Genomic DNA, 26,973 nt, shown 5'->3' with positions numbered 1-26,973 from the left:
CGAAAGCCCTCACACCGGCCCTTCCTTTGTGACGGTGATGAAGTCGGTTCCGGTTCCTGTCTCCATCTGGTGACTGAGATCGGAAACGGTGATCGAGCTTCCGCTTGAAAGCTCCTGCTCGATCCGGTGGCGTATATCCGCGGGGATTTCGAGGCGGCTGAGTACGGCGCTCAACTGGTCGAAACCGCCGGGCGCTTCGGTAACGGTAATGCCAAGCCGCTTGCGGGCGGCGGCTGGCAGATGATTTTCGAGCGTCACGCCGTTCCATTCCGCGGTTCCGGCTGCGCGGTCCACGGAAACGGCCTCAAGGAAATGGGTTCCGAGCGCCACTTCCGGATCCTTGATATCAATGGCTGCTTCGAACAGCGGCTTGAAGTCCTGCCGCACCATGATCTGGCCATTCGGCGGATGATCCTCACCGGCAGACGCGTAAAGCGACGTCACAAAGTCGTCGGTCAGAAGCGGTCCTGATGTTTTCAGCCCTTTCCAGCGCTTGAACCCGTTGATGGCGCTCACCGTCATTTCGCCCGCATAACCATCGGCAGAACCGGCATCGAAGCCCAGGCGGGTCAGTACGGCCTGGATATCCATCACCTTTTCCCGCTCGCCACGCCTTGTAATGAGGATGCGCAGCGGCGAGGAGGCTTTGATCTTTACCGCCGGTTTGATGGCCTGCGTCTTTTCATTGACGGCAACCTCGACCGCACCCAATGCCGCATCGAAGGTCGCCGGGCGCAGCTGCACATCCGACAGAAGCAGCTTGCCGTCGTCGGCATCGTCGCGTGGTGCAAACAGCGCCGGATGCTCTACGAAACGCAGGGAAACCGGGCGATCGGTGATGATGACATGCACACCGGCCTGCGTGTCTCCGAAAAGTGACTTGGCAAATTTCGAAGGCAGGCGCACGCAGCCATGCGAGGCCGGATAATTCGGCACCTTGCCCTCGTGCAGCGCGATGCCGGACCATGTCAGCCGTTGCATGAAGGGCATTGGGGCGGCCGAATAGATATTCGACTCGTGGTATTTTCGCTTTTCCAGAATGGAGAAGATGCCGCTCGGCGTCTCGTGCCCGGCCTTGCCGGTGGAGACTTTCGAGGTGGCGATGATCTCACCGTTCTCATAAAGCGAGAGCGACTGGTCGCTTTTTGACACCAGGATCTGCAGCGACCGGCTGTCGGCGGCAAGCGCCGGAAAAGCAAGAATGCTGGCCGACAGCATGCCGGTCAGAAGACGGAGGCGAAGGGACATGACGCAATACACCACATGCACAAAACTTCCTTCACTCAACCACGCGAAGTTTAATGAAGTTTAAGGAAGCCGCGGCCGCAACATCACTAATTTGTGTAAAATCTAAAATACATTGGGCACGGGTGGTGGCAGACACAGTTGGAAAGGTCCGCATGGTCGTCTTCAGGTCCCTATTTGCGGGTGCCGAAGGTATAGCCGGTCTCGACGCTGCCCTTGCCGAACTTGTCGCGCAGCTTGTCCATTGCCGCCTCCGCCGCTGCCCGCCGCGTGGCTTGCCTGTCGACGAGATCGGGCGGATCGGCGAGGCCAGCATCGCGCAGATCGCTGACGCCTATGCCGATAAGGCGGAACTTGGTGCCGTCGGTTTCTTTTTCCAGGAGTGCAAGGCCGGTGCGGAATATGCGGTCGGCAAGCTGGGTGGGGTCATCAAGCCTGCGGTTGCGGGTGCGGGTCTTGAAGTCCGCCGTTTTCATTTTCAGCACCACGGTCTGGCCGGCAATGCCGCTTTTCTTCAGCCGCCAGGCCACTTTTTCGGAAAGCGACCGCAGGATGGAAACGAGATCCTCATGGCGGGAAATATCATTAAAGAAGGTGGTTTCGGACGAGACGCTTTTGACCGGATCGTTGTCGTGCACATGCCGTTCATCAATACCGCGCGATAGCCGGAACAGCCGCTGCCCCATCACGCCGTAACGGCGCATCAACTCGCTCTCTTCCATCTCCTGCAATTGCGCGATCATGCGGATGCCATCCGCTTCCAGCGTCGCTGCAAAGGCCTTTCCCACGCCCCAGATGGTCGTGACCGGGCGCGCTGCCAGAAAGGACAGCGCCTCTGCTTCGCCGACAACCGAAAAGCCGCGCGGTTTTTGCAGATCCGAGGCGACCTTGGCGAGAAACTTGCAATAGGAAAGCCCCGCAGAAACACTCACCCCCACCTCTTTTTCCACGCGTCGGGCGAATTTCGCCAGCACCCGCGCCGGCGGATCGTGATGCAGCTTCTCGGTGCCTGAAAGATCGAGAAACGCCTCGTCGATGGAAAGCGGCTGCACCAGCGGCGTCAATTCCTGCATCATTGCGCGGATCTGACGGCCGACACGGCTGTATTTTTCCATGTCGGGCTTGATGACGACAGCGTCGGGGCAGGCTTCCAGCGCCTTGAACATGGGCATGGCGGAGCGCACGCCGTGGATGCGGGCGATATAACAGGCGGTGGAAACCACCCCGCGCTTGCCGCCGCCAACGATAACAGGCTTGTCGGCCAGTTCCGGATTGTCGCGTTTTTCGACAGAGGCATAAAAGGCGTCGCAATCGATATGGGCGATGCTCAGATCGTAGAGTTCGGAATGATAGAGAAGACGCGGGCTGCCGCAGGCGCGGCAACGCCTCAACCCTTCTGGCTGGCCAGCCAGACAGTCGCGGCAAAAACCGGGATCATAGTGGTGTGACGTGGACATGGGCCGAAAACAAAACCAGAACGTAGCCGACCATACTCCGGCTGCGATGGCCGCTCAAGTGGCGTCCCGTCAATACACACCTGAATCCAGCCCCGGCCCGGAAAAATGGTGCCAGGCGGCGGCCACCGTTTCGGGGGATGTATCGGTGGCGGCACAGAACGCCATCAGATCCGGCTCGTGGCTCATCAGGAAATCCGTCAGCCCCGCCAGGAAGCCGGGATCATTGACGGCCTGGCGCAGCATAGTGGCTTGTAATCCGCTCAAGGCCAGAAAACGCGACAGCATGTCAGGCTCGTTCGCCAGCCAGCCAAGTATGGCGGCCGCCGTTTCTTGCGGATCCTGGCCGGCATTGCCTTTGTTTTTTGTATCGCGCAGCATTTCTTCCCCGAAGTTACCTATTTTGAAACCAAATCCCTCTAGCCTTGCGCAACGAATGGACGATGGAATCGGCATCCTGACAACTTATATGTCTGGATGAAGGTTTCAAAGCGAAACGGGGACTGCCCACCATGCCCAAGCAGGTCATGATAGTCGAAGACAACGAGCTGAACATGAAGCTCTTTCGCGACCTGATCGAGGCGTCTGGTTATACCACTATTCAGACGCGCAACGGCATGGAGGCGCTCGATCTCGCTCGCAAGCACCGCCCGGACCTTATCCTCATGGATATCCAGCTGCCGGAGGTTTCCGGGCTGGAGGTGACGAAGTGGCTGAAGGAAGACGACGAGCTGCATGTCATCCCGGTCATCGCGGTCACGGCCTTTGCCATGAAGGGTGACGAGGAGCGCATTCGTCAGGGCGGATGCGAAGCCTATGTGTCGAAGCCGATTTCCGTTCCGAAATTCATCGAAATCATCAAGACCTATCTTGGCGATGCGTAAGTCGGTTGGGGAACTGTTATGACGGCGAGAGTTCTGGTTGTTGACGACATACCCGCAAACGTAAAGCTTCTCGAAGCCCGGCTTATCGCTGAGTATTTCGACGTCGTCACCGCCGAGGATGGTTTCAAGGCGCTGACGATATGTGATGAGGAGCAGGTCGATATCATCCTGCTCGATATCATGATGCCGGGCATGGATGGTTTCGAAGTTTGCGAAAGGCTGAAGGCCAATCCAAATACCGCTCATATTCCGGTTGTCATGGTCACCGCGCTCGATCAGCCGTCGGACCGTGTGCGCGGCCTCAAGGCGGGTGCCGACGATTTTCTCACCAAACCGGTCAACGATCTTCAACTGATCGCCCGCGTCAAAAGTCTGGTTCGACTGAAGGCCGTCAGCGACGAGCTGCGGCTGCGTGCGGAGACTGCCCGGCAGATCGGCATCGAGGAGATGCTGCGGAGCGATGGCCTGATGCAGACACCGGGCCGCGTGCTGGTTGCGGATGGCCGCGCCAGCTCGCAGGAACGCATCATCCGGGCGCTGAAGCCGGTTGCGGAGATCGATGCCGTCACGGAGCCGCAGGCGGCCTTGCTCAAGGCGGCGAGCAGCCCCTTCGAGCTGGTCATCGTCAATTCCAATTTCGAGGACTACGATCCGCTGAGGCTGTGTTCGCAGCTTCGCTCGCTGGAGCGCACCCGTTTTCTGCCATTGCTTCTGGTGGCGGAGCAGGGGGCGGATGAGATGGTGGCGCGTGCGCTCGATCTTGGGGTGAACGATTACATTCTCCGCCCGATCGATCCGAATGAACTCGTCGCCCGTTCGCTGACGCAGATCAGGCGCAAGCGCTACAATGAACATCTGCGGCTCAATCTGCAGCATACGATGGAGCTTGCGATTGTGGACGGGCTGACGGGCCTCAACAATCGTCGTTATCTCGATAGTCACCTGAAGATACTTTTCGACCGCGCCGCCGTGCGTGGTCGCCCGATCTCCATCTGCATGACCGATATTGACCGCTTCAAGCTGGTCAATGACACCTATGGCCACGATGTCGGCGATGAGGTGCTGCGCGAATTTGCAGCACGCATCCGCAGCACGGTGCGCGGCGCGGATCTCGCCTGCCGCTATGGCGGGGAGGAATTCGTCGTCGTCATGCCGGATACGCCCATGGAGCTTGCGGCAAGCGTCGCCGAGCGCCTGCGGGCAATCGTGGAAGACAAGCCCTTTTATGTTCGTTCCATCGATCGGGAACTGAGCATTACCGCCTCCCTCGGCATCGCCACCAGCAGCGGTGCCTTCGGCGCGCCGGACGAGATATTGAAGCAGGCCGACAAGGCGCTTTACGAGGCAAAACACGCAGGACGCAACCGCGTCGTGGCCGCCGCGGCCTGAGCCGGGCGCGGGCAATTAACCACGATTGTCTGCGGAGACTCTCCGGCATATCCCGGCGAAATCGCTACTCGCCCATCCTGGCGGACGTCGAGAGGCCGCAAGCCATTGACCCCAGATGTATTTTATCTATTTGCAATGAAGGGATGAATCGAGGTGGCCTTAATAGAGTTCAAGTTGAGAAATACGTTGAATTCAATCTCGCAGGAAACTATAGTGTGCCAGCTTGGTATATTTAACCATGTTTCTCAGGGAACGTATCTCTGGCTTAAGAATTTGTTGATTTTTATTTTACTTCTGCGCACACTCACAATCGAGAGTAACAGTTCTTCCGGCGGTTTGTCGGTCTTGCGGTGATGGAATGATGGCGGCTTTTGCCGTCTCGATTTCGCTCGTCAGGGGCTGGTATTGCGTAGTTTGAATGCCCCATGATGCTCAGGTCCGCCGCATCTCCTGAATCGTGGGGTCGGTCGGCTGACGATGTCCGAATCGGTTCCTCGTGCCGTAATCACATCGTTGGCCGACCGCCTTCTTCCCGAAAACAGCCTGCTGGTGGCGCGCGTGTAGCGAGGCGCCGGTTCCCGACCGATTTCTGTGCAGGGCTGTGCGACGTCGATGTAGGGGCAGGGGACGGACATAGGCCAAGGGGGTGTTCGGAGCAGCCTTCGTAAATGCCTGCGGATATATCTTGGCGATCATGTGCTTGAACGGGCGGCAGGCTCGTGCCCCGTCAGTGCCGCGCGTGCTTTGCCAGTGGCAGCAGCAATGTCATGGTCTATGGAGAGGCAGCACCCTCGTTTCCACGAAAGGAAAGCCGCTCGGTGTGACGAGCGTCGTGGCGGTAATATTTCGGCACAAACAAAAAACGCGCCCATTGGGCGCGCTATTTGCCGGAGAACCCGATCAAGACATTACTTGATCTTGGTTTCCTTGAATTCAACGTGCTTGCGTACAACCGGGTCGTACTTCGTCTTCGTCATCTTGTCCGTGAACGTACGGCTGTTCTTGGTGGTGACGTAGAAGGTACCGGTGTCGGCTGTCGACAGCAGCTTGATCTTGATTGTTGTAGCTTTCGCCATGGTCGTCCTGCCTTTAAACAAAAGAGAAGCCGCAGGCGCTTCTCACCTCGGCTAAATCTGGCGCGAAACTACGTATCGCGCCCAAAAAGTCAAGCCTGTTTTGCCCGGAAAACAAAACGGAACCCATAAAGCACCACGTAAAGCCCGAAAAATACGGCAAGCGCCCAGGCGAAACCATTGGTGCCCGCAATATCCATGGAAATGCCGACGGCCTGCGGTCCGGCGATCGTACCCATGGCGTAACAGAAGATAAAGGCGGCGTTGGCGGAGACCAGATCGGCGCCCTTGAGCCGTGATCCAAGGTGGGTGAGGCCGACGGTATACATGCCGGAGACGAGGCCACCCCAGAACAGCAGCAGCGCCGCCACCAGTATCCAGCTCTCCACCAGAAGCGGCAGGGCCAGCGTGCCGCAAACGCCCGCAAAGGCCATCAGGGCGAGCATGGTGCGCCGATCCTTCAGCCGGTCGGAAAGCAGGCCGATCGGTATCTGGAAGACCATGTTGCCGATTCCCATCACCGTCAGCAGGAGAGCGGCCTGCGATTCGTTGAAACCCTCACGGGTGGCGTAGATCGGAAAGAGCGACAGGCCACCTGCCTGCACCGAACCGAACACGAAAGCTGCGGCCGATGCCATCGGCACCAGCCAGACGTAACGGATGAAATGGTGATTGGGGTGCTCGTCCAGTTCCGGGCTTTCGCCGCGCGCCATGAAGATGGGTATGGCGGCCAGAAGGATGATCGCGGCGCCAACGAGGAAGGGCAGGATGCCTTCGCTGCCGACCGCCGAAAACAGCAACGGCCCGACGGCGAAACCCACTGCGAGGCCAGTGGCGTAGATGCCAAGCACCATGCCGCGTTTTTTCGGCGGCGCGGTCATGTTGATCCAGTATTCGGAGAGAATGAACAGAGTGGTGGTGGCGCCGTGGAAAACGATTCGCAGCGGAAACCACATCCAGAAGGCATCAGCGAAATAGAAGCAGAGCGCGCTCAGCGCCGAAATAACCACGGCCAGCAGCATGGTTCGCGCCACGCCGAAATCATGGGCGATCTTGGTGGTGACCGGAGCCGCCATCATGGCCGCAACACCGGCCATTGCCGAATTCACCCCGATCATGGTCGAGGAGATGCCGCGCTTCTCAAGAATGATCGACAGGAGCGGCAGCCCAAGGCCGATGGCGACACCGACCGCACTGATGGCGGAAATCGCGGCGATCAGTGAGGGCCAGTGGATGGCATCCGCTTCTTCGCATTTCATTTGTGACATGACGGCCTTTATACAAAGTCTCGAATGAACCGGCCGTGGCGCGTGACGTACAGCCGCGCGGGGCTTTCAAAGGGCAGTGAGGGATCACCTATCATGAGTTTTGTGACATCTTCGAGAACCGTACGCGTGATTTTGGGCATGTTCAGACCGGAAAGGTCTGTCATGTCAAGCCATTGCACGTTGGAGAGTTCATCGGAATCACGGATTAGCCGGATATCCAGCCCCAACTCGTCGGTATAACAGCAGAAGAATCGCGTGTCGTAGCGCCGCACATTGCCGGGTGGCGTGATGGCGCGTGCAACATATCTGAAACGGGAAAGATCAGGACCCTTAGCGCCCAATCCGATATCCACGCCCGTTTCCTCGAAAAGCTCGCGCGCGGCTGCAAGCGCCAGAGCCCTTGCGCCGGCGGCGCTGAGACGGCGTGCTGCCGAAGCGGTGAGGCTGCGTAGCACGGCGGGATGCAGATCGCCGGAAAAGGGCAGCGCATGGTCACGCGGATCGCGTTTGCCGCCCGGAAACACGTAGGCGCCGGGCATGAAGACGTGGGCGCTGCTGCGCTGACCCATCAGCACCCTGAGCTGCGGGCCGGAACGGTCGAACAGGATCAGGGAGGCGGCATCGCGCGGCCGCAGGCGCGCGATCACCGTCTCGGCATCCCGGGAGTGCTGGGGTTCACGCAAGGTCCCGCCCACGGTCAGTGAGAAGAGCCGTCTATCTGCGCTTTTGGTTGTTTTCGGTCGAAGCCGTGCATACGCAGCGCCCATTGCAGGCCGATGACGCCGCCCTTGATGGGTTGCAGCGTCAAAAGTGCGGCCAGAATGGTGATCGGCACCCAGATGGCAAAATGCGCCCACATGGGAATGTTCAGGATCATATCCGTCATCATGAAGCCGCCAACGGCGATATGGCCGATGATGACGATGGAAATATAGGGCGGCAGGTCGTCGGAACGGTGATGGTGCATTTCTTCGCCGCAGGCCGCGCAGGCATCCACCGGCTTGAGGAAGGCCCGGAACAGGCGGCCGCTGCCGCAGGCCGGGCAACGGTTGGCCATGCCCCGCATGATCGAGCGGCCAAGCGGTCTCTCAGCGCTGCTGTCTCCGAAAGTGACCGTCTCCGAGCCCTGATGTGCACTCATCCTTAAGTCCTTCTCCCGTTCTTGAACCGCTTCGCGGTCTTGTTAGCGTCGTCCTACCGTCGCCCTCTGGGCGGCCGTGTCCCGGGCTTCGCGCCCGGACGCGATGTCCGCCGGCCTGCCTTGTGGAACGACCGCGAGCCGACCGGCATCTTACGCCCCGGACTCAACATTTCAAAACGCAACGCGCCCGCGAGGGGCACCGCTTCTGCAAGCCGGACCTGAACCGTGTCGCCAAGCTGATAACCGAGACCGGTCTTTTCCCCCGTCAAAGCCTGATGGGCCTCGTCATAGAAGAAATAATCGGTTCCGAGTGTAGATATAGGAACAAAGCCATCAGCGCCAAACTGCGGCAGCGCGACAAATAGTCCCGCCTTGGTGACACCGCCGACGCGGCCCTCGAATTCTTCACCCACCCTTTCGGAAAGATGATGCGCGATCAGCCGGTTGATGGTGTCGCGCTCGGCTGCCATGGCGCGGCGCTCGAAAGTCGAGATTTCGGCGGCGATATCATCAAGCGTCGCCTCTTCCTGTGGCGTGATGCCACCTTCGCCGAGACCGAGCGAGCCCACCAGCGCCCGATGCACGATCAGATCGGCATAACGGCGGATCGGCGAGGTGAAATGCGCATATTTCATCAGGTTAAGGCCAAAATGGCCGATATTCTCAGGGCTGTAGATTGCCTGGCTCTGGCTGCGCAGCACCATCTCGTTGACCATGATCTGGTGCGGCGTATCAATGGCGCGCGCCAGAATGCCGTTGAAGGAATTGGCGCGCATGACCGCACCCTTGGCCATGGAAATGCCGATCGTGCCGAGGAATTCGCGCAGCACCTCCTGCTTGGTCAGCGTCGGCGCGTCGTGGACGCGATAGACCAGCGGCTGCTTCTTTTTTTCCAGCGTTTCGGCAGCGGCGACATTCGCCTGGATCATCATCTCTTCGATCAGCTTATGTGCATCCAGCCGTTCGGGAATGACGACCTTGTCCACCGTGCCGTCGGGCCGCAGCTGGATCTTGCGCTCCGGCATGTCGAGTTCCAGCGGCTGGCGGCGGTCGCGGCCGCGCTTCATCACCTCATAAGTGTGCCACAGCGGCTTGAGGATCGGCTCCAGTAGCGGGCCGGTCTTGTCGTCGGGCTTGCCATCGATAGCCGCCTGGGCCTGCTGGTAAGACAGCTTGGCGGCACTCTTCATCATGATGCGATGGAAGGTGTGGCCGGCCTTGCGGCCTTCCTTGGAAAAGGTCATGCGCACAGCAAGGGCAGGGCGGTCGACACCTTCCTTCAGCGAGCAGAGATCGTTGGAAATGCGTTCCGGCAGCATCGGCACAACCCGGTCGGGGAAATAGACCGAGTTGCCGCGCTTCAGCGCCTCTCGGTCAAGCGGCGCGCCGGGGCGCACATACCAGGAGACATCGGCAATGGCGACGGTGACGATGACACCATCGGGATTGTCGGGCGAGGGGTCCGGTTCGGCATAGACCGCGTCGTCATGATCCTTGGCGTCGGCCGGATCGATGGTGATGAGCGGCAGGTCGCGCCAGTCCTCGCGGTGCGACATGGTCGCGGCCTTGGCCGCATCCGCTTCCGCCAGCACATTCGACGGGAAGATATGCGGAATACCATGCGCATGGATGGCGATCATCGAGATCGCCTTTTCCGATGCGACGGAACCAACGACGGACAGAACCTTCGCGCGCGTCAGGCCGTAACGGCCGCTGTTGCGCGAGGTTTCCACCTCGATCAGATCGCCGTCTTTCGCATCGCCGACACCATCGGGGTCGATGACCATTTCTTCGCCGCGCCGGTCGATCGGCATCAGCCGTCCGCCGCCGCCTTCCATCTGCTTGAACACACCAAGCAGCGCGTTCTGGCGACGGTCGATCAGTTTCACGACGCGGGCCGTATAGGCCGGGCCGACGCTCTCCTTGGAGGGGAATATCTTTGCAAGAATGCGGTCGCCGAGACCTGCCGCCGGTGCCTTCTTGCCGCGATCCTGCGAGGACTGGCGGATCAGCACGGCGGGTGCAGCGCCCATATCCTCCGGCCATTCCGCCGGCCGGCCGATCAATTCGCCGTCCTTGTCGCGGGTGGTGATGTCGAGAACCGTGACAGGCGGCAGACCGCCCGGCCGCGTCAGCGACTTGCGGCTCTTGTGCACCATGCCGTCAACTTCCAGTTCCTTCAGCAGCGCTTTCAGAACGATGCGGTTTTCACCCTTCAGCCCGAAAGCCTTGGCAATTTCGCGCTTGGAAGCCTGCTGCGGATGGTCGGCGATGAATTTCAGCAGCACTTCGCGGGAAGGCACCTCGCCATGGATGATGCCTTCACCTTCGCTCACCCGCTTGCCGCGCCCGGTGCGTCCGAAACCGTCGCTGGCGGAACCCTGTCTCTGACGTGGCGCCTTGCTCACTCTGCTGCCTTCTTGGGTTTGGCCGCTGCCTTCGGCTTGGCGGTCGCCATGCTCTTGGTTGCTGCCTTGGCTTTCGTCGCCTTTGGTTTTGCGGCGGCACCATCGGCCTTCTTGGCGGCAGGTTTCTTGGCCTTGGCGGGCTTGCCGCCGGTGCCGGTCTTGGCGATACGCTCGGCGATCAGCACCAGTGACTCGTCCAGAGTCACGGAAGCCGGGTCCTGCCCCTTCGGAATGGTGGCATTGACCTTGCCCCAGTTGACGTAAGCGCCATAACGCCCGTCGCGGACGGTGATAGCACCGCCATCGGGATGGTCGCCCAGTTCTTTCAGCGCCGCCGGCGTGCCGCTGCGGCCGCGTCCCGGTCCCTTGCTCTGCTTTTCGGCAATGACCGTGACGGCGCGGTTGAGACCGATCGAGAACACGTCCTCGATGGTTTCAAGGTTCGCATAGGAACCATCATGCAGAAGGAACGGTCCGTAGCGGCCAAGCCCGGCCGATATCATCTTGCCGGTTTCCGGATGTTTGCCGATATCGCGCGGCAGGTTGATGAGCGCCAGCGCCTTTTCGTGGTCGATATCCTCAGGCTTCCAGCCCTTGGGCAACGAGGAACGCTTGGCCTCTTTGCCATCGCCGCGCTGGATATAGGGTCCGAAACGGCCGGAGCGAAGCGTCAGCTCCTCGCCGGTCATCGGGTCGGCACCGAGTGCTTTCGGCTCGTTCGATGCCGCAGCGTCCGCTTCCGCACCGTCAGAGGTGAGCTGGCGGGTGTAGTTGCATTCCGGATAGTTGGAGCAACCGACGAAAGCGCCGTATTTACCGAGCTTCAGCGAGAGATTGCCGGTGCCGCAAACCTGACAGATGCGCGGATCCGAGCCATCCTCACGCTTGGGGAATACCAGCGGCGCCAGAACCTCGTTCAGCGCATCCAGCACGTTGGTGACGCGCAATTCCTTGGTATCTTCGATCTGCGCGAAGAAATCCTTCCAGAAATCGCGCAGCACCTGCTTCCAGTCCAGTTCGCCCGCGGAAATACGGTCGAGCTTTTCTTCGAGAGCAGCGGTGAAGTCGTATTCGACATATTTGGAGAAGAAGCTTTCAAGGAAAGCCGTCACCAGCCGTCCGCGTGAATGCGGGATCAGCTTGCGCTTGTCGACGATGATATATTCACGGTCGCTCAGCGTCTTCAGCGTTGCCGCATAGGTGGAAGGGCGGCCGATGCCGAGTTCTTCCATCTTCTTGATGAGTGAGGCTTCCGAATAGCGCGGCGGCGGTTCGGTGAAGTGCTGGCTGGCATTGATCTTCTGCTTGGCGAGGTTCTCGCGCGCATTGATCTGCGGCAGACGGCCTTCGTCGTCACCGTCGTCGCTCTGCTCGCCGTCTTCCTTCTGGTCGGTATAGGCGGCGATGAAACCGTCAAAACGGATCACCGAGCCGACGGCGCGAAGCCCGGCCTTCTCGCCGTTCTTGTCCGCGAGGATTTCGACCGTCGTCCGCTCGATTTCGGCGGACGCCATCTGGCTGGCGATACCGCGCTTCCAGATCAGGTCGTAAAGACGCAGCTGATCGGCATCGAGATAACGCTTCACCTGGTCGGGCGTGCGGTTGAAATCGGTCGGGCGGATCGCCTCGTGCGCTTCCTGGGCGTTCTTGGCCTTGGTGGAGTAGAAACGCGCCTTTTCCGGCACATAGCGGTCGCCGAACTGCTCGCCAATGGCCTTACGAGCGGCATCGATAGCTTCGGGGGCCATCTGTACGCCGTCGGTACGCATATAGGTGATGAGACCGACTGTCTCGCCGCCGATGTCGATACCTTCATAGAGCTTCTGCGCCACCTGCATCGTCCGCGAAGCGCCAAAGCCCATGCGCGAAGACGCCGCCTGCTGCAAAGTCGAGGTGGTGAAGGGTGGGCCGGGATTACGCTTGACGGGCTTGGCCTCAACCGTATCCACGACATAGGTCGCGCCTTCCAGAAGTGTCTTCAGCCGGTTTGCATCGTCTCCGGTCTTGATCCCGCGGCTTTGCAGCCGTTTGCCATCGGCCGAAATCAGCTTGGCTTCGAACTCGTCACCGCGCGGTGTCTTCAAAAGCGCGCTGATGTTCCAGTATTCCTCGGAGACGAAGCGTTCGATCTCGGACTCGCGGTCGCAGACGAGACGCAGCGCAACCGACTGAACGCGGCCGGCCGAGCGCGCGCCCGGCAGCTTGCGCCACAGCACCGGCGACAGGTTGAAACCGACGAGATAGTCAAGCGCGCGGCGGGCGAGATAGGCGTCGACCAGCGGCACGTCGATGTCGCGCGGGTTGGCCATGGCGTCCAGCACCGCCTTTTTGGTGATGGCGTTGAAGACCACGCGCTTCACCGGCTTGTCGCCGAGAACGCGCTTCTTCTTCAAAAGATCGAGAACGTGCCAGGAAATGGCTTCACCTTCACGATCCGGGTCGGTTGCGAGAATGAGGCCGTCGGAGGATTTCACCGCATCGGCAATATCCTTCATGCGCTTGGCGGATGCGCTGTCGACTTCCCAGGACATTTCGAAATCCTGGTCGGGCAGCACCGATCCGTCCTTGGCAGGAAGGTCTCTGACGTGGCCAAAGGATGCAAGAACCTTGTAGCCCGAACCAAGATACTTGTTGATCGTCTTGGCTTTGGCAGGAGATTCTACGACGACGACATTCATATTGTTCTTCTCTGGAACTGGTCCGTTAACGTGGCCCCGGTCGCGGCGCGGTGCCGCAATTGGCCTTCTTTATAATTCGACATGGACAGGTAATGCCCGCTGGTCAAGAGGCAAGCCCGATTTTCTCGCTTCCGGGCCTTTGCAACCTATGGATAATCTATTGTTGTATTGCAATCTTTGGTAAATTGGTTATGATGGGCAACATCATTTGAATCGACTTAATGCTCCCCGTTTCAGTCTGAATTTCCAGGATAAATATATGGTCCCGAACGCCACAAACAATAATGCCGATAATGAGGGGACCAGAGAGAACTTGGCATACATCCGCCAGATGCTGGCGGAGTTGCGCCAGGTCGCCAGTCGCGAGGGCGCAGACATGCTGTGTTATTTGATCGAGATGGCCTATGTCGAAGTCGGCGATATCCAGAGCGGTCGTCGCAAACTGTCAATCCGCGACGAACAGCGAAACACGCCCCCCGGCATGCCGGTTTAGCTTCCCGGCAATATCAAGCTCCAGCAGCACCAAATGAACGGTTGCAGCGGAAAAACCTGTGTGACGGATGATATCGTCGGTTTCCACGGGCGAGGGACCGAGAGCGGCGGCGATGATGCTGCGCTCGTCGTCCCCCGGTGGTGACATCTCCGTGTCGGATCTCGGTTCCTCGATTTTGCGGTCATAGGGCAATTGCGGCTCCATCAGCGGTCGCAGCGCTTCGAGAATGTCGGCCGCACCCGTGGTCAACATCGCGCCTTCCTTGATCAGCCGGTTGGTGCCTTCGCAACGTGCATCGAGCGGGGAGCCGGGCACGGCAAAAACCAGACGGCCCGCTTCGCCGGCAAGCCGCGCCGTGATCAGCGAACCCGAACGCTCCGCCGCCTCGACGATGACGACGCCAAGCGACACGCCCGCGATCAACCGGTTGCGGCGGGGAAAATCGCGGGCGCGCGGCTCCCAGCCGAAAGGCATTTCGCTGATCGTCGCGCCGCCCTGATCGTATATGTCCTGCAAAAGCCCGAAATTTTCCTGCGGGTAGGGGCGGTCGAGACCGCCGGCAAGCATCGCAACCGTGCCGGTCGCAAGGCTTGCCCTGTGCGCGGCCGCATCGATGCCGCGCGCCAGCCCCGATGCGATCGTATAACCGGCGCGCCCACAATCGCGTGCCAGCATAGCAGCGAATTTCGCGCCGTTGATGGAGGCGTTGCGCGAACCGACGATGCCGACGCAGGCTCTTGTCGCCACATCCGCAGATCCCTTCATGGCGATCAGCGGCGGCGCGCCATCCATCTGGCGCAGGGCAGGTGGATAATCCGGCTCGCCGATGCCGATGAAACGCGCGCCGAATTTGTCCGCAGTTTCGATCTCGCCTTCCGCTTCCGCCGGCGTGGCGATGCGTGGGCTGCGCAATGATCCGCCGCGCCGCGAAAGCTCGGGCAGGGCATCGAGCGCCTTTTCGGCGCTGCCGAAATGATTGATGAGTTCGCGAAAGGTAACGGGGCCAATATTGTCGCTGCGGATGAGCCTCAGCCAGGCGACCCGCTGCCGCGCGGAAAGCTCTATGCCCTGCCGTATCGTTTCCTCATGCGGCATGGCATATCCTCAAGATTGGGGTTCAGCCCTTTTGCCCGATCCTGCTTTCGGTGCCGGCCATCAGACGCTTGATATTTTCGCGATGTTTCCACCAGGAAATCACGCTGAGCAGCGTCACCAGCAGGGCCGTCTTTTCGGGTCCAAGCACCCAGAGCGCGACGGGAATGATCAGCATGGCCAGCAGTGCCGACAGCGAGGAGTAGCGGGTGATGAACGCGGTTGCGAGCCAGATCAGCGCGAAGGCCAGCATCATCAGCGGGGCCGCGCCAAGCAGGACGCCGATATAGACGGCGACACCCTTGCCGCCCTTGAAACCCAACCACACCGGAAACAGATGGCCGAGGAAGGCGAAGAAGCCGGCGACCAGCGAGGCCTCGTAACCCCAGAGTGCATTGGCGACCAGAACCGCCGCCGTACCCTTCAGGGCGTCGAGCAGCAGGGTCGCGGCGGCGAGCTTCTTGTTGCCGGTGCGCAGCACGTTGGTAGCGCCAATATTGCCCGAACCGATCTTGCGCACGTCACCCAGCCCCGCCATGCGGGTAAGGATGAGGCCGAAGGGGATGGAGCCAAGCAGATAGCCGATCAGCGCCGCCAGCGCGAGAAGGGCAGGCGCTGTCTGCCAGTCAGTCAAAGCACTCATTCAGATGTCCCCTCTGTCGCGCCGTCCGCGTGATCTCTTGCCGTGATCTTATGCCAAGGAATGAACGGCTTTGCCAGCCACATAAGTGGCCACAGCGCGGCCGCTGAAACGGGCATCCTCGAATGGCGTATTCTTGGATTTCGACACCAGTTGGTCGCGTGCCACGAGCCATGGCTCATCGAGATCGATCAGCGTGATATCGGCTTTGGCACCGGCTTTAAGCGTTCCGGCATCGAGACCGAAAATCTTCGCCGGGCGGGTGGAAAGCGCATCGATCAGCCGCATCAGCGGAACTTCGCCGCTGTGATAGAGGCGCAATGCCGCCGCCAGCATGGTTTCCAGCCCCACCGCACCGCTCGCCGCATCCGAAAACGGCAGGCGCTTGGTGTCGACATCCTGTGGGTCGTGCGAGGAGACAATGATATCGATCGTGCCATCCTTCAGCGCTTCCACCATGGCCTTGCGGTCGTCTTCGGCGCGCAGCGGCGGGGAAAGCTTGAAGAAGGTGCGATACTCGCCGATATCGTTCTCATTGAGCGTCAGATGATTGATGGAAATACCGCAGGTGGCTTTCACGCCCCGCTGCCGGGCGACACGGATCGCCTCTGCCGATTCCGGTACGGAAATCTTGGCGGCGTGGTAGATCGCCTGCGTCAGCCCGGCAATGCGCAGGTCACGCTCCAGCGGAATGATCTCGGCTTCCTTCGGAACGCCTGACAGTCCGAGCCAGCTCGCAAAAAGCCCCTCGTTCATGTCCCCGCCGCCAATATATTTGTCGCGGGTCTCAAGCGCAATGACAGCACCCAGTTCGCGGGCATAGGTCATGGCGCGGCGCAGCACCAGCGTGTCGGAAAGCGCCTTGCGGCCATTGGTGAAGGCAACCGCACCGGCTTCCTTCAACATGCCGAATTCAGTCATTTCCTCGCCGCGGAGGCCCTTGGTCAGGGCCGCTGCCGGATGGACATTGACGATTGCCTTGTCGCGCGCCGTCTTCTTCACATATTCGACCAGCGCGATGTCATCGATAACGGGATCGGTATCCGGCATCACGATGATGCTGGTGACGCCGCCGGCCGCTGCCGCACGGGCGGCGGATTCAATGGTTTCGCGGTGCTCGGCACCGGGTTCGCCGACAAAAACGCGGGCATCCACCAGACCGGGAACGGCCACCACACCCTTGCAGTCGCGCACCGTCGCACCATCAGGCGCGCCTTGATTGTGCGCATCCTTGCCGGCTGCGAGGATGGTGCCATCTGCGCCGATGACGATGCTGCCGGTCTCGTCGATATCACGGGAGGGATCGACGATGCGGAGGTTCTTGAGAACGGTAACGGCACTCATACGCGCTCACCCTGATTTTGCGAGACAAGCAGGGTTTCCATGACGGCCATGCGCACGGCAACCCCCATTTCCACCTGGCTTTCAATCACGCTCTGCGGACCGTCTGCCACTTCGGAGGCGATTTCCACGCCGCGGTTCATCGGGCCGGGATGCATGACCAGCGCATCTTCCTTCGCCGCTTTCAGCTTTTCGGCATCCAGACCGTAGTAGTGGAAATATTCGCGTACCGAAGGCACGAAGGAGCCGGACATGCGCTCGCGCTGCAGGCGCAGCATCATCACCACATCGGCATCCTTCAGCCCTTCCTTCATGTCGTGGAAAACTTCCACGCTCATGTCGCGAATGCCGGAGGGAAGAAGCGTGGCGGGGGCGACGACGCGAACGCGCGCACCCATCTGGTTGAGAAGAATGATATTGGAGCGGGCGACGCGCGAATGCAGCACGTCACCGCAGATCGCCACCGTGATACCCGAAAGCTCGCCCTTGGCGCGGCGGATGGTCAGCGCGTCGAGCAGTGCCTGTGTCGGGTGCTCATGCTGGCCGTCGCCGGCATTGACCACGGAGCAGGCGACCTTTTGCGCCAGAAGCGCTGCCGCCCCTGCCGACGAATGGCGCACGACCAGCACGTCCGGGCGCATGGCGTTCAGCGTCATCGCCGTATCGATCAGCGTTTCGCCCTTCTTCACCGAGGAATTGCCGACCGACATGTTCATCACATCCGCGCCGAGGCGTTTTCCGGCAAGCTCGAAGGAGGATTGCGTGCGCGTCGAGGCTTCGAAGAACAGGTTGATCTGCGTCAGGCCCCGAAGCGTCGAGGTCTTTTTCTCGCGCTGGCGGCTGATTTTCACCGCCTCATCGGCCTTGTCGAGAAGCAGGGTGATATCCTGATGGGAAAGCCCCTTGATGCCGAGGAGATGGCGATGGGGGAAGAAGACCATGCGGTTTGCCTCCTGACGGGCGCCGCATTTTCCCGTGAAAATGCCCGGAACGCCCGAATGCTGATCCGTGCGCTCCATTCGCTGTGAACACGCCTCAGGAGTGCCGCGGAATTCGGTCCTGCGCTCTATAGAGATTGCATGGTCTCGGGGCAAGCGCCCGCAGGGGCTGAAATGAAAACACGGCGATGTTTTCCCAACCCTTGAGACCCGCATTTCGGTGGGTGATGGGGCAAGCGCGTGTCAGACGATGCCGTGCTTCTTTAAAAGCGCCTGTTCGTCGCCTGACGCCCAGCCGAAAACTTTCGGCGGCCCGTTCAACTCCTGCACGAAGTAGTGAACATCGAAATCGATTGCGACATCCTGTTGCCCCTTGCGGGCGAAGGTCGCCGTCCAGGCGACATGGGCGACGCAATGATGTTCATCGATGGGCGAGATACGGACGCCGCGTATCCGCATCTCCTTCGTTCCTATGGCCCGATAGCGCTCGTAACCCTTCGTCATGACCTGCTTCAGGTGGTCGTCATTCTTTCCGGTCATCACCCCGGCAGGAGATGCAGCGATAAAGTCGGAGGCGTAGAGGGATGCAACTTCCTCCATATTCATGTCACCTTTGAGAGACTTGTTGAAAAAACGCTCATATTGTTCGAAGAGCTTCCTTGCGCTGGCCTCCATGGCTTCCTCCCTGTGCTGGCTGTCAACACGTCGCCAACCCAAAAAGCCTGCGGCAGGTTCCACATCAGGTGGTGGATTAAGCAGAATATGCGCGATGGCCCGTGAATCAGATCGATCGGCTGTCGCAGGTGGCGAATTAAGCGATATGCGCGCCGGTTCGCAAAGTGTGAGCGGGGCGTCGCCCTGTCTTGCCGGAAACGTGTCTGGCATTCTCCAGGCCGGAGACCTAGATCAGGGTCACTCCCGAAAAATACCGAAAGCGGCGATCTAATCGTCTCAATCGCTTCCTGTGGGTGGAATTATGCAATATCACCCCACTATGCAATGCCAGTACAAAACAGCTAGAAGCAGCGGATGACCCAGAATTCCCGGACAGAAGAAACGCTCGCCGAACTGAACCAGCCTAGCCTCTGGTCCGGTATCAACGCCTATCGTTCCGATCCGCTGATCGTCGATCTCACCTCCGGCCTGTCGCGCAATCTGAGGGACGAGTACGACCAGCTTGGCCGTTACGTCACGTCACATGAGGCGCAGGAACTGGCGCGCATGGCCAATCAGGGCGTGCCGCAATTGCATACCCACGGTCCGCGCGGCGAACGTCTGGATCAGGTGGAGTTTCATCCCGCCTGGCATGCGCTGATGCGCCGTTCGATGTCATCAGGTCTGCATTCCAGCGTCTGGGAGAATTCCCCCGATACGCGCGGGAGTGAGCACAAGGCCCGCGCCACGAAATTCTACCTCACCTCGCAGCTGGAGGCGGGGCATCTCTGCCCGCTGACCATGACCAGCGCTTCCGTCGCCGCCATCATGACTTCGCCGCGGGTGCAGAAGGAATGGATGCCGAAGATCCTGTCGCGCAAATATGACAGCTCGCAGAAGCCGGCCCTGCAAAAAACCGCCGTCACCATCGGTATGGGCATGACGGAAAAGCAGGGCGGTACGGATGTGCGTGCCAACCGCACCACGGCGGAGCGGGTGGGCGAGGGTATCTATCGTCTGTCCGGCCACAAATGGTTCCTCTCCGCGCCGATGAGCGACGGTTTCGTGATGCTCGCCCAGATGGGCGACGGCATGGGTTGCTTCCTGGTGCCGCGTTATCTGGAAGACGGCTCAAAGAACGGCCTGCATTTCCAGCGCCTCAAGGACAAGCTCGGCAACCGCTCCAATGCGTCGGCCGAAGTCGAATTCACCGATGCCTTCGGTTATCTGCTCGGCGATCCCGGCAGCGGTATTCGCACCATTCTCGACATGGTGACGCTGACGCGGCTCGATTGTGCGCTGGCGTCTGCTGGCATGATGCGTGCCTCGCTTGCCGAAGCCGTGCATTTTGCCCGCGGCCGTTCGGTTTTCGGCAAGATGCTGGTCAGCCAGCCGATCATGACCCGCGTTCTCGCCGATATGGCGCTGGATGTGGCAGCTGCGACCGCGCTCTCCTTCCGGCTGGCAACGGCCTTCGACGCCGCCCGCAACAATCCGGCAGAAGCCGCTTATGCCCGCGTCATGACGCCCATCGTCAAATACTGGTGCTGCAAGATCGCGCCGGCGCTTATCTATGAGGCCATGGAGTGCCTTGGCGGCAACGGCTACGTCGAAGAGCGGCCGATTGCCCGCCACTATCGCGAAGCGCCTGTTAACGCCATTTGGGAAGGGTCCGGCAACGTCATGGCGCTGGATGTGCTACGGGTTCTCCAGCGCGGCAAGGACCTGTTCGATCTCGTCTTCCAGACGCTGGAGCGCGATCTCGGACCTGCCGGCAAGAAGACCACCGATGTGTTGCGCGCCGCGATCGCGCTTGCGGAACGTGACGAGGGTGCGGCCCGCCTGCTGGTGGAACAGTTCGCGCTTGCGGCCGCTGCCGCCGAGCTTTGCCGCCTGGGCGCCGGCAAGATCGCCGATGCCTTCCTCGAAACCCGTCTCGCAGGCGGCTGGCGGCACACTTACGGCATGCTCGATTCCCGCTTCGATCCGAATTATATAATCGATTTATTGTATCCGCCCGCATCCTGACCGATAAAGGGTGGAGGGCTATTTTTTGCAGTCCCTGTGGGAGGGGTATCGGATTTGAGAAAATGCGTTGGCGTGGGGAGTATTCCTGTCTTTCGGACGGCTGGCGCGTGTCCGCGCACGAAGATGGAGGGCGCCTGCAAATGCTGACCTTCCGCTCCGCCCGCCCTGAAGATGAAGACGCGCTTTACGCCATAAGCCTTGCCACCGGCGATGCCGGGCAGGATGCCACCCCGCTTTACAATGATGGCCGTATGGTGGGGCATATCTATTCCGTGCCCTATCTGCGTCTCTGGCCCGATGCCGTTTTCGTGGCCGAGGACGAGGAGGGTGTCTGCGGCTACATCGCCGGCGCGCTCGATACGGCTTCGCACGAAGAACGGCTGGAGCAGGAATGGTGGCCGCATCTGCGCGCCCTCTATCCCGACCCCGGCGGCGACCCGCAGACATGGGGTGCCGACCAGCGCCGCGCTCATTCCATCCACCATCCGCGCCGCACGCCCTCCTGGCTTACCGATCCCTTTCCGGCCCATATCCACATGAACCTCCTGCCGCGCACGCAGGGCAAGGGCGGCGGCACCCGGCTTCTGTCGCGCTGGCTCGATATGGCAAGACAGAACAACGTCTACGGCATCCATCTCGGCGCGAGCGAACGCAACCATGCGGGCATGCGATTCTGGGAAACCCGGGGCTTCAAGCGCCTCGACAGCCATGAAACGCCCGGCAGCGTTTGGTTTGGCATGGCTTTGGAGTGAGCGACGCATCCCCATAGTGTGGGTAAGGATTGTTGGCGCGGCCGCTTCATCCACAGGAACATTCCGCCCAATCCTGCCGCCACATTGTCCTTCGCTTCATGCTTTGTTAACCCCTGTGGTCAGGCCTTCTTAACACGGGTGGGGAATCATGCTGGCGACCGCAGAGGCGATTTCAGCCGACAGACCGGAAAAGCGCATCAAGGATCGTGCTCAGACGGAGAAGGCGATTTTTAATGCGGCGCGGTCGCTGCTTGCCGAGGAAGGGTTTCAGGGGTTCGGCATCAATGCCGTTGCCCGCCGCGCCGGCTGCGACAAGCAGCTCATCTATCGCTATTTCGGCGGCCTTGACGGTCTGATCGAGGCGATTGGCGAGGATCTCGGCTCCTGGGTCAAGGATCGTATTCCCGAAGACACCGGCGGCATGTTTCTTCTGACCTACGGCGATCTCATGGAAAAGCTGGCGCTTTATTTCATGGATGCGCTGCGCAGCGACCCGCTTGTGTGCAAGATCATCGCCTGGGAAGTCTCGGATGGCTCGCCGCAGGTCCGCCAGCTGGCCGAAGCCCGCGCCAAGTCGCTGGGCAAATGGCTGGAGCGCATGCGCGGCTCGCTTGCGGCTCCCAAGGGCGTGGATACCGCTGCCGTCAACGCCGTATTGTTTGCCGCCATCCAGCACCTCGTCATTTCCGCGGCCACCAGCGGCCAGTTTGCCGGCGTGCCGCTCAAATCCGATAAGGACTGGGATAAGATTACTACCGCCGTCAAAAGGCTGGTGCGCGGCGTTTACGGCTGACTGAAGTTACCGCGGCGGGTGGAAGCACCCGAGGCAGGCGCGACGTTAATGAAAAATCAGCCATGTTTTCACCGGGCGCGCAACCGCCCGGTGCTTCCGTCCGTTCACGGGGTCACATTCTTTTCCACATGTCGCCCGCCCGTCGTTAACCATAATGACAGCTTTCATTTGCCTCGCCATGACGGCGGGTCCAGTGTGGATTAACGAAATGTTAACCATGCGCAATGACTGCGCATAAGGGAGCCGCAAGTGAACCGCTGGACAGCCTTGGGCGTCATGATGACGTTTTTTGCTATGCTGCCGTTGGATATCGACGCGCCGGCGCTGAACCTATGCCTGATGGCTGCGGTGCGCTGGGCGGTGCTTGCCGGCATTCCCGATACGTTTTTTGTGCGGGGGCAGACGGCATGAAGTGGTTTTTGATCCTCTGGGCCGGTCCCGTCGCGCTGCTGGGCAGTTGGTACTGGCTCTCCTATTACGACATGAGCTTCGGCTTCTACATGCTCACGCGCCAGACCCATGATCTGGTGTTCGAGATATACGGCAATATTCTCGGCATTCCGCCGGAAAACCTGCCTCCAATGGTCGCCCGCGCCATAGCGGTAGATAGTGTGATCGTTTTTGCGATCCTCGCATACCGCAAGAGAAAGCAGATCACCACCTGGTGGCAGGGCCGTCAGTCGGCCGCGCGGGTCAGCGCGGAAAGCCTGTCCAGCGCGCCCTGAAGAATGAAACTCGCGGCCGCCGAATCGATGCGTTCGGCCCGCTTGGCGCGAGAAACGTCCATTTCCAGAAGCGCGCGCTCTGCCGCAACGGTTGAAAGCCGCTCATCCCAGAAGATAAAGGGCAGGGTGGTTTTTTCGCCCATGGTGCGCACGAAGGCGCGCGTCGCCTGCACGCGGGGACCGGCCGAGCCATCCATGTTGACAGGCAGGCCGATGATGAAGGCGGCGACCTTTTCCTTCTCGGCAAACGCCAGCAGCACCTGCGCATCCTGCGTGAATTTCACCCGCTTGAGGACGGGACGCGGCGTCGCGAAGCGACGTGAGAGGTCCGACATGGCAAGCCCGATGGTTTTCGTGCCAAGGTCGAGGCCGGCAATCGCCTGTGCGGGCCGCAGCGTCTGCGCCAGTTCCTCGATTGTGAGTGTCGCCATGTCGCGTGTTGCCTTTATCTTTTGCGGACGAATTCGGTGCGCAGCACCAGACCCTTGACCGCGTCATGCCTGCAATCGATCTCTTCGGGATTGTCGGTGAGGCGGATCGACTTGATGACGGTGCCCTGCTTGATGACTGTGCTGGTGCCCTTGACCTTTAAATCCTTGATGAGCGTTACGGAATCGCCATCTTCAAGCACATTGCCGGCGGCATCGCGCACTTCCTTTGCGCGCGCCGCTTCGGCGGCCAGTTCGGAAGCCGGCCGCCATTCGCCGCTCGCTTCATCATACACGTAATCGTCATTATCCGCAGCCATTGTCGCCTCTCTGAAATATCGGTAGTGCGGTTGTTCAGGCCGTCCTATGTCATAATATACCGGCAATACAAAGGAGAAGTTCCCATGAAAATCACCTGGCTCGGCCATTCCGCCTTCCGCCTCGAAAACGGTAGCGCGAAGATCCTCATCGATCCGTTCTTCACCGGCAACCCCGGTTTTGCCGGACAGGATGGGAAATCGGCGGCCGAAGGCATCACCCATATTCTCCTGACCCACGGCCATGGCGACCACGTCGGCGATACCGTTCAGCTCGCCCGCGAAACGGGCGCCACCGTGCTGGCCAATGCCGATCTTGCCGCCTGGCTTTCCGCAAAGGGTGTCGCGAAGGTCGATATGGGCAATACCGGCGGCACGGTGCATTTCGACGGTTTTTCCGTCACCTTCACCAATGCGCTGCATTCCTCGGCCCAGATTACCGAAGATGGCGTCTCCCATTCGCTCGGTAACGCCAACGGCCTGATGCTGCATTTCGAGGACGGCCCGGCCGTCTATCACATGGGCGACACCGACATCTTCTCCGACATGAAGCTCATCAACGAACTGCACCAGCCGGATATTGGCCTCGTGCCGATCGGCGACCGCTTCACCATGGGCGGTGCCGTGGCGGCGCTCGCCTGCCAGCGCTTCTTCAAGTTCCAGAATGTCCTTCCTTGCCACTACGGCTCCTTCCCGATCATCGATCAGACGCCGGACAAGTTCGTGGCCGGCATGGAAGGCTCGGAAGCGCGTGTCCACACGCCTAAGGCGGGCGATACGCTGTCCTTCTGAAGCTCCGTGAGAGCATGTCGGGGCCGCAAAACCACTCCGCAGTTTGGCACGACATGCTTTCTACCGTTGCGAATGGCGGACATGGTGATTATAGCGAATGGGAAATATCCCATCGGAGTAGAACCATGTCCGTCGATCTCGCCACCGTGAAGCGCGTTGCGCGCCTTGCCCGTATCGCTGTCAGCGAAGAAGAAGCACAGAATATGCTCGGCCAGCTGAACGGCATACTCGGTTTCGTGGAGCAGCTTTCGGAAGTGAATGTCGACGGCGTCGAGCCGATGACGTCAGTCACCCCGGTGGACATGAAAAAACGCGCCGACGTGGTGACCGACGGCAATAAGGCGGAAGACATTGTCGCCAATGCGCCTGCGACCGACCGGGACTTCTTCATGGTCCCAAAAGTGGTCGAATAAGCGATCGCCGTTTGCCGCCTGATTTTTCCGAGATTTTCGAAAGCCGTTGCCGACCATGACCGACCTGACGAGCCTGACCATTGCCGAAGCCCGCGAAAAGCTGAAGGGCAAAGAATTTTCCGCCCTCGAGCTGACCGACGCCTATCTCTCCGCTATCGATGCGGCGAACGGCGCGCTGAACGCCTATGTCGCCCTGACGCCTGAAAAGGCGCGCGACATGGCGAAAGCCTCCGACGAACGCATCGCCGCCGGCAAGGCTGGCGAACTGGAGGGCGTTCCACTTGGCGTAAAGGACCTTTTCGCCACCCGCGACGTGCACACGCAGGCGTGTTCGCATGTTCTCGATGGCTTCAAGCCGAAATATGAATCCACCGTCACCCAGAACCTCTGGGATCAGGGCGCCGTCATGCTCGGTAAGCTCAACATGGACGAATTCGCCATGGGCTCGTCCAATGAAAGCTCCTGGTACGGCCCGGCCATCAATCCCTGGCGCGCCAATGGTTCCGACCAGAAGCTGGTGCCGGGCGGTTCTTCTGGCGGTTCGGCAGCAGCCGTGGCTGCGCATCTCTGCGCCGGCGCTACAGCAACCGACACCGGCGGCTCCATTCGCCAGCCGGCGGCCTTCACCGGCACCGTCGGCATCAAGCCCACCTATGGCCGCTGCTCGCGCTTCGGCATCGTCGCTTACGCTTCCTCGCTTGATCAGGCAGGCCCGATCGCCCGTGACGTGCGCGACGCCGCTATCCTGTTGAAGACCATGGCAAGCGTGGATGCGAAAGACACCACCTCTGTTGATCTGCCGGTGCCGGATTATGAAAAGGCCATCGGCCAGTCGCTGAAGGGTCTGAAGATCGGTATCCCCAAGGAATACCGCGTTGACGGCATGCCGGAAGAGATTGAAAAGCTCTGGGCCAAGGGCGTGGAATGGCTTCGCGATGCCGGCGCGGAAGTGGTCGATATTTCGCTGCCGCACACCAAATATGCGCTGCCCGCTTATTACATCGTCGCACCGGCGGAAGCCTCGTCCAACCTTGCCCGTTATGATGGCGTGCGCTACGGCCTGCGCGTCGACGGCAAGGACATTGCCGATATGTACGAAAAGAGCCGTGCGGCCGGTTTCGGCAAGGAAGTGCAGCGCCGTATCATGGTCGGCACCTATGTGCTTTCGGCCGGTTATTACGACGCCTATTATCTGAAGGCGCAGAAGGTCCGTACCCTCATCAAGCGTGACTTCGAAAACGTCTTCCATGCGGGCGTCGACGCCATTCTGGCGCCGATCACCCCATCTTCCGCCTTTGCTGTCGGTGACGAGGAACTCGCCTCCGATCCGGTGAAGATGTACCTGCAGGACGTCTTCACCATCACGGTCAACATGGCCGGTCTTCCGGGCCTCTCGGTGCCGGCCGGCCTTGACGGCAAGGGCCTGCCGCTCGGCCTGCAGCTCATCGGCAAGCCTTTCGAGGAAGAAACGCTGTTCAAGACGGCACACGCCATCGAGCAGGCAGCGGGCAAGTTCACCCCCGCCAAGTGGTGGTGAGCGGATTCACCAAGCTTTCTACACGAACGGGCGGCATCCAATGCCGCCCGTTTGTTTTTCATCGATTGTCCAGCTCACCCCGCACGAGTTCCAGCCCGCGCGTCGTGATGCGGTAAGGCTTGCCGCCGGAAGAGGCGATCGCTCTCTTCTGTTTCAGCTTGCGGAAGGTGAGGAGATTGAGACCGCTGAAAATCCAGCCGTCGCGCGTATAGAGCGCGATTTTTTCGATTTTGCGGGTATCGTCTCGAACGAGTTCAATTCTGCCGCCCTGGGCGAGCAGATGTAGAATGCGCTGTTCGGCGCGGGAAATGTCCATTTTTTGGAAATCCGGTCGGCGTCATCTAGACGCGTGAAAGCAAACCCGGGTGCCGTTGGGGCATCCGGCTCGGTTTCATCTGGCCCGGCGCGCAAGAAACTTGCGGGCAGGGCCTTTACCAGGACTCCGATTGAGCGAACATAAAAACTCCGTTCTTGCCCGTTCTGGTTAGCG

The 26,973-nt window shown here is 60.3% G+C and carries 28 protein-coding genes; 11 read left to right on the top strand and 17 right to left on the bottom strand.

Annotation, left to right across the window (positions count from 1 at the left end; translation table 11 throughout):
- Positions 1-9 precede the first annotated feature (9 nt).
- The 3 genes from O8B93_RS13215 to O8B93_RS13205 form a co-directional block, all read right to left on the bottom strand.
- Positions 10-1,248, bottom strand: a complete 1,239-nt coding sequence (locus O8B93_RS13215; protein WP_269710441.1) for a L,D-transpeptidase family protein — start codon at positions 1,246-1,248, stop codon at positions 10-12.
- Positions 1,249-1,418: 170 nt separating this feature from the next.
- Positions 1,419-2,702, bottom strand: a complete 1,284-nt coding sequence (locus tag O8B93_RS13210; protein WP_269710440.1) for a DNA polymerase IV — start codon at positions 2,700-2,702, stop codon at positions 1,419-1,421.
- A 69-nt stretch (positions 2,703-2,771) separates the two neighbouring features.
- Entirely contained in the window at positions 2,772-3,080 is a 309-nt protein-coding gene (locus tag O8B93_RS13205) for a DUF3572 domain-containing protein (protein WP_173986774.1), read from the bottom strand.
- Between the two features lie 131 nt (positions 3,081-3,211).
- On the opposite strand from O8B93_RS13205, the gene O8B93_RS13200 reads away from it, so the two are divergent.
- Both O8B93_RS13200 and O8B93_RS13195 read left to right on the top strand, forming a co-directional pair.
- Positions 3,212-3,583 (top strand): response regulator, encoded by a 372-nt coding sequence (locus O8B93_RS13200; protein WP_003496409.1) that lies wholly within the window; start codon positions 3,212-3,214, stop codon positions 3,581-3,583.
- A gap of 18 nt (positions 3,584-3,601) precedes the next feature.
- Entirely contained in the window at positions 3,602-4,972 is a 1,371-nt protein-coding gene (locus O8B93_RS13195; RefSeq protein ID WP_269710439.1) for a PleD family two-component system response regulator, read from the top strand.
- Between the two features lie 908 nt (positions 4,973-5,880).
- On the opposite strand, the gene rpmG is transcribed toward O8B93_RS13195, so the two are convergent.
- The 6 genes from rpmG to topA all read right to left on the bottom strand — a co-directional run bounded on the left by rpmG (position 5,881) and on the right by topA (position 13,540).
- Complete coding sequence (rpmG, locus tag O8B93_RS13190) at positions 5,881-6,048, bottom strand: 50S ribosomal protein L33 (protein ID WP_003496403.1); 168 nt, start codon at positions 6,046-6,048, stop codon at positions 5,881-5,883.
- Positions 6,049-6,137: 89 nt separating this feature from the next.
- A complete protein-coding gene (locus O8B93_RS13185) occupies positions 6,138-7,304 on the bottom strand; it encodes an MFS transporter (RefSeq protein WP_269710655.1) in 1,167 nt (388 codons plus the stop codon).
- Between the two features lie 17 nt (positions 7,305-7,321).
- The gene (locus O8B93_RS13180) at positions 7,322-7,948 is read right to left on the bottom strand and encodes an NUDIX hydrolase (RefSeq protein ID WP_269710654.1); all 627 of its coding nucleotides are present in this window, start codon (positions 7,946-7,948) and stop codon (positions 7,322-7,324) included.
- Positions 7,949-8,010: 62 nt separating this feature from the next.
- Entirely contained in the window at positions 8,011-8,454 is a 444-nt protein-coding gene (locus O8B93_RS13175; protein WP_092769226.1) for a DUF983 domain-containing protein, read from the bottom strand.
- Positions 8,455-8,507: 53 nt separating this feature from the next.
- Positions 8,508-10,862: a ribonuclease R gene (gene rnr / locus O8B93_RS13170; RefSeq protein WP_269710438.1), complete on the bottom strand. Its 2,355-nt coding sequence runs from the start codon at positions 10,860-10,862 to the stop codon at positions 8,508-8,510.
- Entirely contained in the window at positions 10,859-13,540 is a 2,682-nt protein-coding gene (gene topA, locus O8B93_RS13165; RefSeq protein ID WP_269710437.1) for a type I DNA topoisomerase, read from the bottom strand. Before topA ends, rnr begins: the two co-directional genes overlap by 4 nt.
- Positions 13,541-13,799: 259 nt before the next feature.
- On the opposite strand from topA, the gene O8B93_RS13160 reads away from it, so the two are divergent.
- Positions 13,800-14,033 (top strand): hypothetical protein, encoded by a 234-nt coding sequence (locus O8B93_RS13160; protein WP_269710436.1) that lies wholly within the window; start codon positions 13,800-13,802, stop codon positions 14,031-14,033.
- On the opposite strand, the gene dprA is transcribed toward O8B93_RS13160, so the two are convergent.
- The 5 genes from dprA to O8B93_RS13135 all read right to left on the bottom strand — a co-directional run bounded on the left by dprA (position 13,986) and on the right by O8B93_RS13135 (position 18,719).
- A complete protein-coding gene (gene dprA / locus O8B93_RS13155; RefSeq protein WP_269710435.1) occupies positions 13,986-15,128 on the bottom strand; it encodes a DNA-processing protein DprA in 1,143 nt (380 codons plus the stop codon). The genes O8B93_RS13160 and dprA overlap by 48 nt on opposite strands.
- Before the next feature lie 22 nt (positions 15,129-15,150).
- Positions 15,151-15,768 carry a glycerol-3-phosphate 1-O-acyltransferase PlsY gene (gene plsY, locus O8B93_RS13150; RefSeq protein ID WP_162991770.1) on the bottom strand — a complete coding sequence of 206 codons (618 nt, stop codon included), beginning with the start codon at positions 15,766-15,768 and terminating at the stop codon, positions 15,151-15,153.
- 48 nt (positions 15,769-15,816) lie between these two features.
- Positions 15,817-17,109, bottom strand: a complete 1,293-nt coding sequence (locus O8B93_RS13145) for a dihydroorotase (RefSeq protein WP_269710434.1) — start codon at positions 17,107-17,109, stop codon at positions 15,817-15,819.
- The gene (locus tag O8B93_RS13140) at positions 17,106-18,047 is read right to left on the bottom strand and encodes an aspartate carbamoyltransferase catalytic subunit (RefSeq protein WP_173986855.1); all 942 of its coding nucleotides are present in this window, start codon (positions 18,045-18,047) and stop codon (positions 17,106-17,108) included. The genes O8B93_RS13145 and O8B93_RS13140 overlap by 4 nt, the downstream gene beginning before the upstream one ends.
- A 240-nt stretch (positions 18,048-18,287) precedes the next feature.
- Positions 18,288-18,719 carry a nuclear transport factor 2 family protein gene (locus O8B93_RS13135; RefSeq protein WP_269710433.1) on the bottom strand — a complete coding sequence of 144 codons (432 nt, stop codon included), beginning with the start codon at positions 18,717-18,719 and terminating at the stop codon, positions 18,288-18,290.
- 354 nt (positions 18,720-19,073) lie between these two features.
- On the opposite strand from O8B93_RS13135, the gene O8B93_RS13130 reads away from it, so the two are divergent.
- From O8B93_RS13130 to O8B93_RS13110, 5 genes are all read left to right on the top strand, one after another.
- Entirely contained in the window at positions 19,074-20,726 is a 1,653-nt protein-coding gene (locus tag O8B93_RS13130) for an acyl-CoA dehydrogenase family protein (protein ID WP_269710432.1), read from the top strand.
- 140 nt (positions 20,727-20,866) lie between these two features.
- Positions 20,867-21,478, top strand: a complete 612-nt coding sequence (locus O8B93_RS13125; RefSeq protein WP_269710653.1) for a GNAT family N-acetyltransferase — start codon at positions 20,867-20,869, stop codon at positions 21,476-21,478.
- Positions 21,479-21,626: 148 nt separating this feature from the next.
- On the top strand, positions 21,627-22,271 hold the full coding sequence (locus O8B93_RS13120) for a TetR/AcrR family transcriptional regulator (protein WP_080825247.1): 645 nt from the start codon (positions 21,627-21,629) through the stop codon (positions 22,269-22,271).
- Positions 22,272-22,520: 249 nt separating this feature from the next.
- Positions 22,521-22,682, top strand: a complete 162-nt coding sequence (locus O8B93_RS13115) for a hypothetical protein (protein ID WP_158523269.1) — start codon at positions 22,521-22,523, stop codon at positions 22,680-22,682.
- Positions 22,679-22,996: a DUF6105 family protein gene (locus tag O8B93_RS13110; protein WP_269710431.1), complete on the top strand. Its 318-nt coding sequence runs from the start codon at positions 22,679-22,681 to the stop codon at positions 22,994-22,996. The genes O8B93_RS13115 and O8B93_RS13110 overlap by 4 nt, the downstream gene beginning before the upstream one ends.
- On the opposite strand, the gene ruvX is transcribed toward O8B93_RS13110, so the two are convergent.
- On the bottom strand, positions 22,948-23,427 hold the full coding sequence (gene ruvX / locus O8B93_RS13105; protein ID WP_269710430.1) for a Holliday junction resolvase RuvX: 480 nt from the start codon (positions 23,425-23,427) through the stop codon (positions 22,948-22,950). The genes O8B93_RS13110 and ruvX overlap by 49 nt on opposite strands.
- 14 nt (positions 23,428-23,441) lie before the next feature.
- A complete protein-coding gene (locus O8B93_RS13100) occupies positions 23,442-23,744 on the bottom strand; it encodes an alkylphosphonate utilization protein (RefSeq protein WP_167305589.1) in 303 nt (100 codons plus the stop codon).
- Between the two features lie 84 nt (positions 23,745-23,828).
- Between O8B93_RS13100 and O8B93_RS13095 the strand changes: the two genes are divergently transcribed.
- The 3 genes from O8B93_RS13095 (at position 23,829) to gatA (ending at position 26,483) form a co-directional block, all read left to right on the top strand.
- Positions 23,829-24,533 (top strand): metal-dependent hydrolase, encoded by a 705-nt coding sequence (locus tag O8B93_RS13095; protein WP_269710429.1) that lies wholly within the window; start codon positions 23,829-23,831, stop codon positions 24,531-24,533.
- A gap of 125 nt (positions 24,534-24,658) precedes the next feature.
- On the top strand, positions 24,659-24,946 hold the full coding sequence (gene gatC / locus O8B93_RS13090; protein ID WP_003521472.1) for an Asp-tRNA(Asn)/Glu-tRNA(Gln) amidotransferase subunit GatC: 288 nt from the start codon (positions 24,659-24,661) through the stop codon (positions 24,944-24,946).
- A 55-nt stretch (positions 24,947-25,001) separates the two neighbouring features.
- Positions 25,002-26,483, top strand: a complete 1,482-nt coding sequence (gene gatA, locus O8B93_RS13085) for an Asp-tRNA(Asn)/Glu-tRNA(Gln) amidotransferase subunit GatA (RefSeq protein WP_142839636.1) — start codon at positions 25,002-25,004, stop codon at positions 26,481-26,483.
- A gap of 58 nt (positions 26,484-26,541) precedes the next feature.
- On the opposite strand, the gene O8B93_RS13080 is transcribed toward gatA, so the two are convergent.
- On the bottom strand, positions 26,542-26,799 hold the full coding sequence (locus O8B93_RS13080) for a YjhX family toxin (protein WP_142839639.1): 258 nt from the start codon (positions 26,797-26,799) through the stop codon (positions 26,542-26,544).
- Positions 26,800-26,973: the final 174 nt, after the last annotated feature.

Origin of the sequence: Martinezella rhizogenes (genome assembly GCF_027460065.1) — a bacterium.
Lineage (GTDB): Bacteria > Pseudomonadota > Alphaproteobacteria > Rhizobiales > Rhizobiaceae > Agrobacterium > Agrobacterium rhizogenes_C.
Note: the sequence above shows the minus strand (reverse complement) of the source record. Positions and strands in the feature narration are given on the sequence as shown.

Bases quoted from the DNA above. Each gene is read 5' to 3' on its own strand.
- O8B93_RS13185 (WP_269710655.1), bottom strand. From the start codon at position 7,304: ATGAAATGCGAAGAAGCGGATGCCATCCACTGGCCCTCACTGATCGCC.
- O8B93_RS13095 (WP_269710429.1), top strand. From the start codon at position 23,829: ATGAAAATCACCTGGCTCGGCCATTCCGCCTTCCGCCTCGAAAACGGT.
- O8B93_RS13205 (WP_173986774.1), bottom strand. From the start codon at position 3,080: ATGCTGCGCGATACAAAAAACAAAGGCAATGCCGGCCAGGATCCGCAA.
- O8B93_RS13175 (WP_092769226.1), bottom strand. From the start codon at position 8,454: ATGAGTGCACATCAGGGCTCGGAGACGGTCACTTTCGGAGACAGCAGC.
- O8B93_RS13120 (WP_080825247.1), top strand. From the start codon at position 21,627: ATGCTGGCGACCGCAGAGGCGATTTCAGCCGACAGACCGGAAAAGCGC.
- topA (WP_269710437.1), bottom strand. From the start codon at position 13,540: ATGAATGTCGTCGTCGTAGAATCTCCTGCCAAAGCCAAGACGATCAAC.
- O8B93_RS13135 (WP_269710433.1), bottom strand. From the start codon at position 18,719: ATGGAGGCCAGCGCAAGGAAGCTCTTCGAACAATATGAGCGTTTTTTC.
- gatA (WP_142839636.1), top strand. From the start codon at position 25,002: ATGACCGACCTGACGAGCCTGACCATTGCCGAAGCCCGCGAAAAGCTG.
- O8B93_RS13195 (WP_269710439.1), top strand. From the start codon at position 3,602: ATGACGGCGAGAGTTCTGGTTGTTGACGACATACCCGCAAACGTAAAG.
- gatC (WP_003521472.1), top strand. From the start codon at position 24,659: ATGTCCGTCGATCTCGCCACCGTGAAGCGCGTTGCGCGCCTTGCCCGT.
- ruvX (WP_269710430.1), bottom strand. From the start codon at position 23,427: ATGGCGACACTCACAATCGAGGAACTGGCGCAGACGCTGCGGCCCGCA.
- plsY (WP_162991770.1), bottom strand. From the start codon at position 15,768: ATGAGTGCTTTGACTGACTGGCAGACAGCGCCTGCCCTTCTCGCGCTG.
- O8B93_RS13210 (WP_269710440.1), bottom strand. From the start codon at position 2,702: ATGTCCACGTCACACCACTATGATCCCGGTTTTTGCCGCGACTGTCTG.
- O8B93_RS13200 (WP_003496409.1), top strand. From the start codon at position 3,212: ATGCCCAAGCAGGTCATGATAGTCGAAGACAACGAGCTGAACATGAAG.
- O8B93_RS13130 (WP_269710432.1), top strand. From the start codon at position 19,074: ATGACCCAGAATTCCCGGACAGAAGAAACGCTCGCCGAACTGAACCAG.
- O8B93_RS13110 (WP_269710431.1), top strand. From the start codon at position 22,679: ATGAAGTGGTTTTTGATCCTCTGGGCCGGTCCCGTCGCGCTGCTGGGC.
- O8B93_RS13125 (WP_269710653.1), top strand. From the start codon at position 20,867: ATGCTGACCTTCCGCTCCGCCCGCCCTGAAGATGAAGACGCGCTTTAC.
- O8B93_RS13215 (WP_269710441.1), bottom strand. From the start codon at position 1,248: ATGTCCCTTCGCCTCCGTCTTCTGACCGGCATGCTGTCGGCCAGCATT.
- O8B93_RS13160 (WP_269710436.1), top strand. From the start codon at position 13,800: ATGGTCCCGAACGCCACAAACAATAATGCCGATAATGAGGGGACCAGA.
- dprA (WP_269710435.1), bottom strand. From the start codon at position 15,128: ATGCCGCATGAGGAAACGATACGGCAGGGCATAGAGCTTTCCGCGCGG.
- O8B93_RS13100 (WP_167305589.1), bottom strand. From the start codon at position 23,744: ATGGCTGCGGATAATGACGATTACGTGTATGATGAAGCGAGCGGCGAA.
- O8B93_RS13145 (WP_269710434.1), bottom strand. From the start codon at position 17,109: ATGAGTGCCGTTACCGTTCTCAAGAACCTCCGCATCGTCGATCCCTCC.
- O8B93_RS13080 (WP_142839639.1), bottom strand. From the start codon at position 26,799: ATGGACATTTCCCGCGCCGAACAGCGCATTCTACATCTGCTCGCCCAG.
- O8B93_RS13140 (WP_173986855.1), bottom strand. From the start codon at position 18,047: ATGGTCTTCTTCCCCCATCGCCATCTCCTCGGCATCAAGGGGCTTTCC.
- rpmG (WP_003496403.1), bottom strand. From the start codon at position 6,048: ATGGCGAAAGCTACAACAATCAAGATCAAGCTGCTGTCGACAGCCGAC.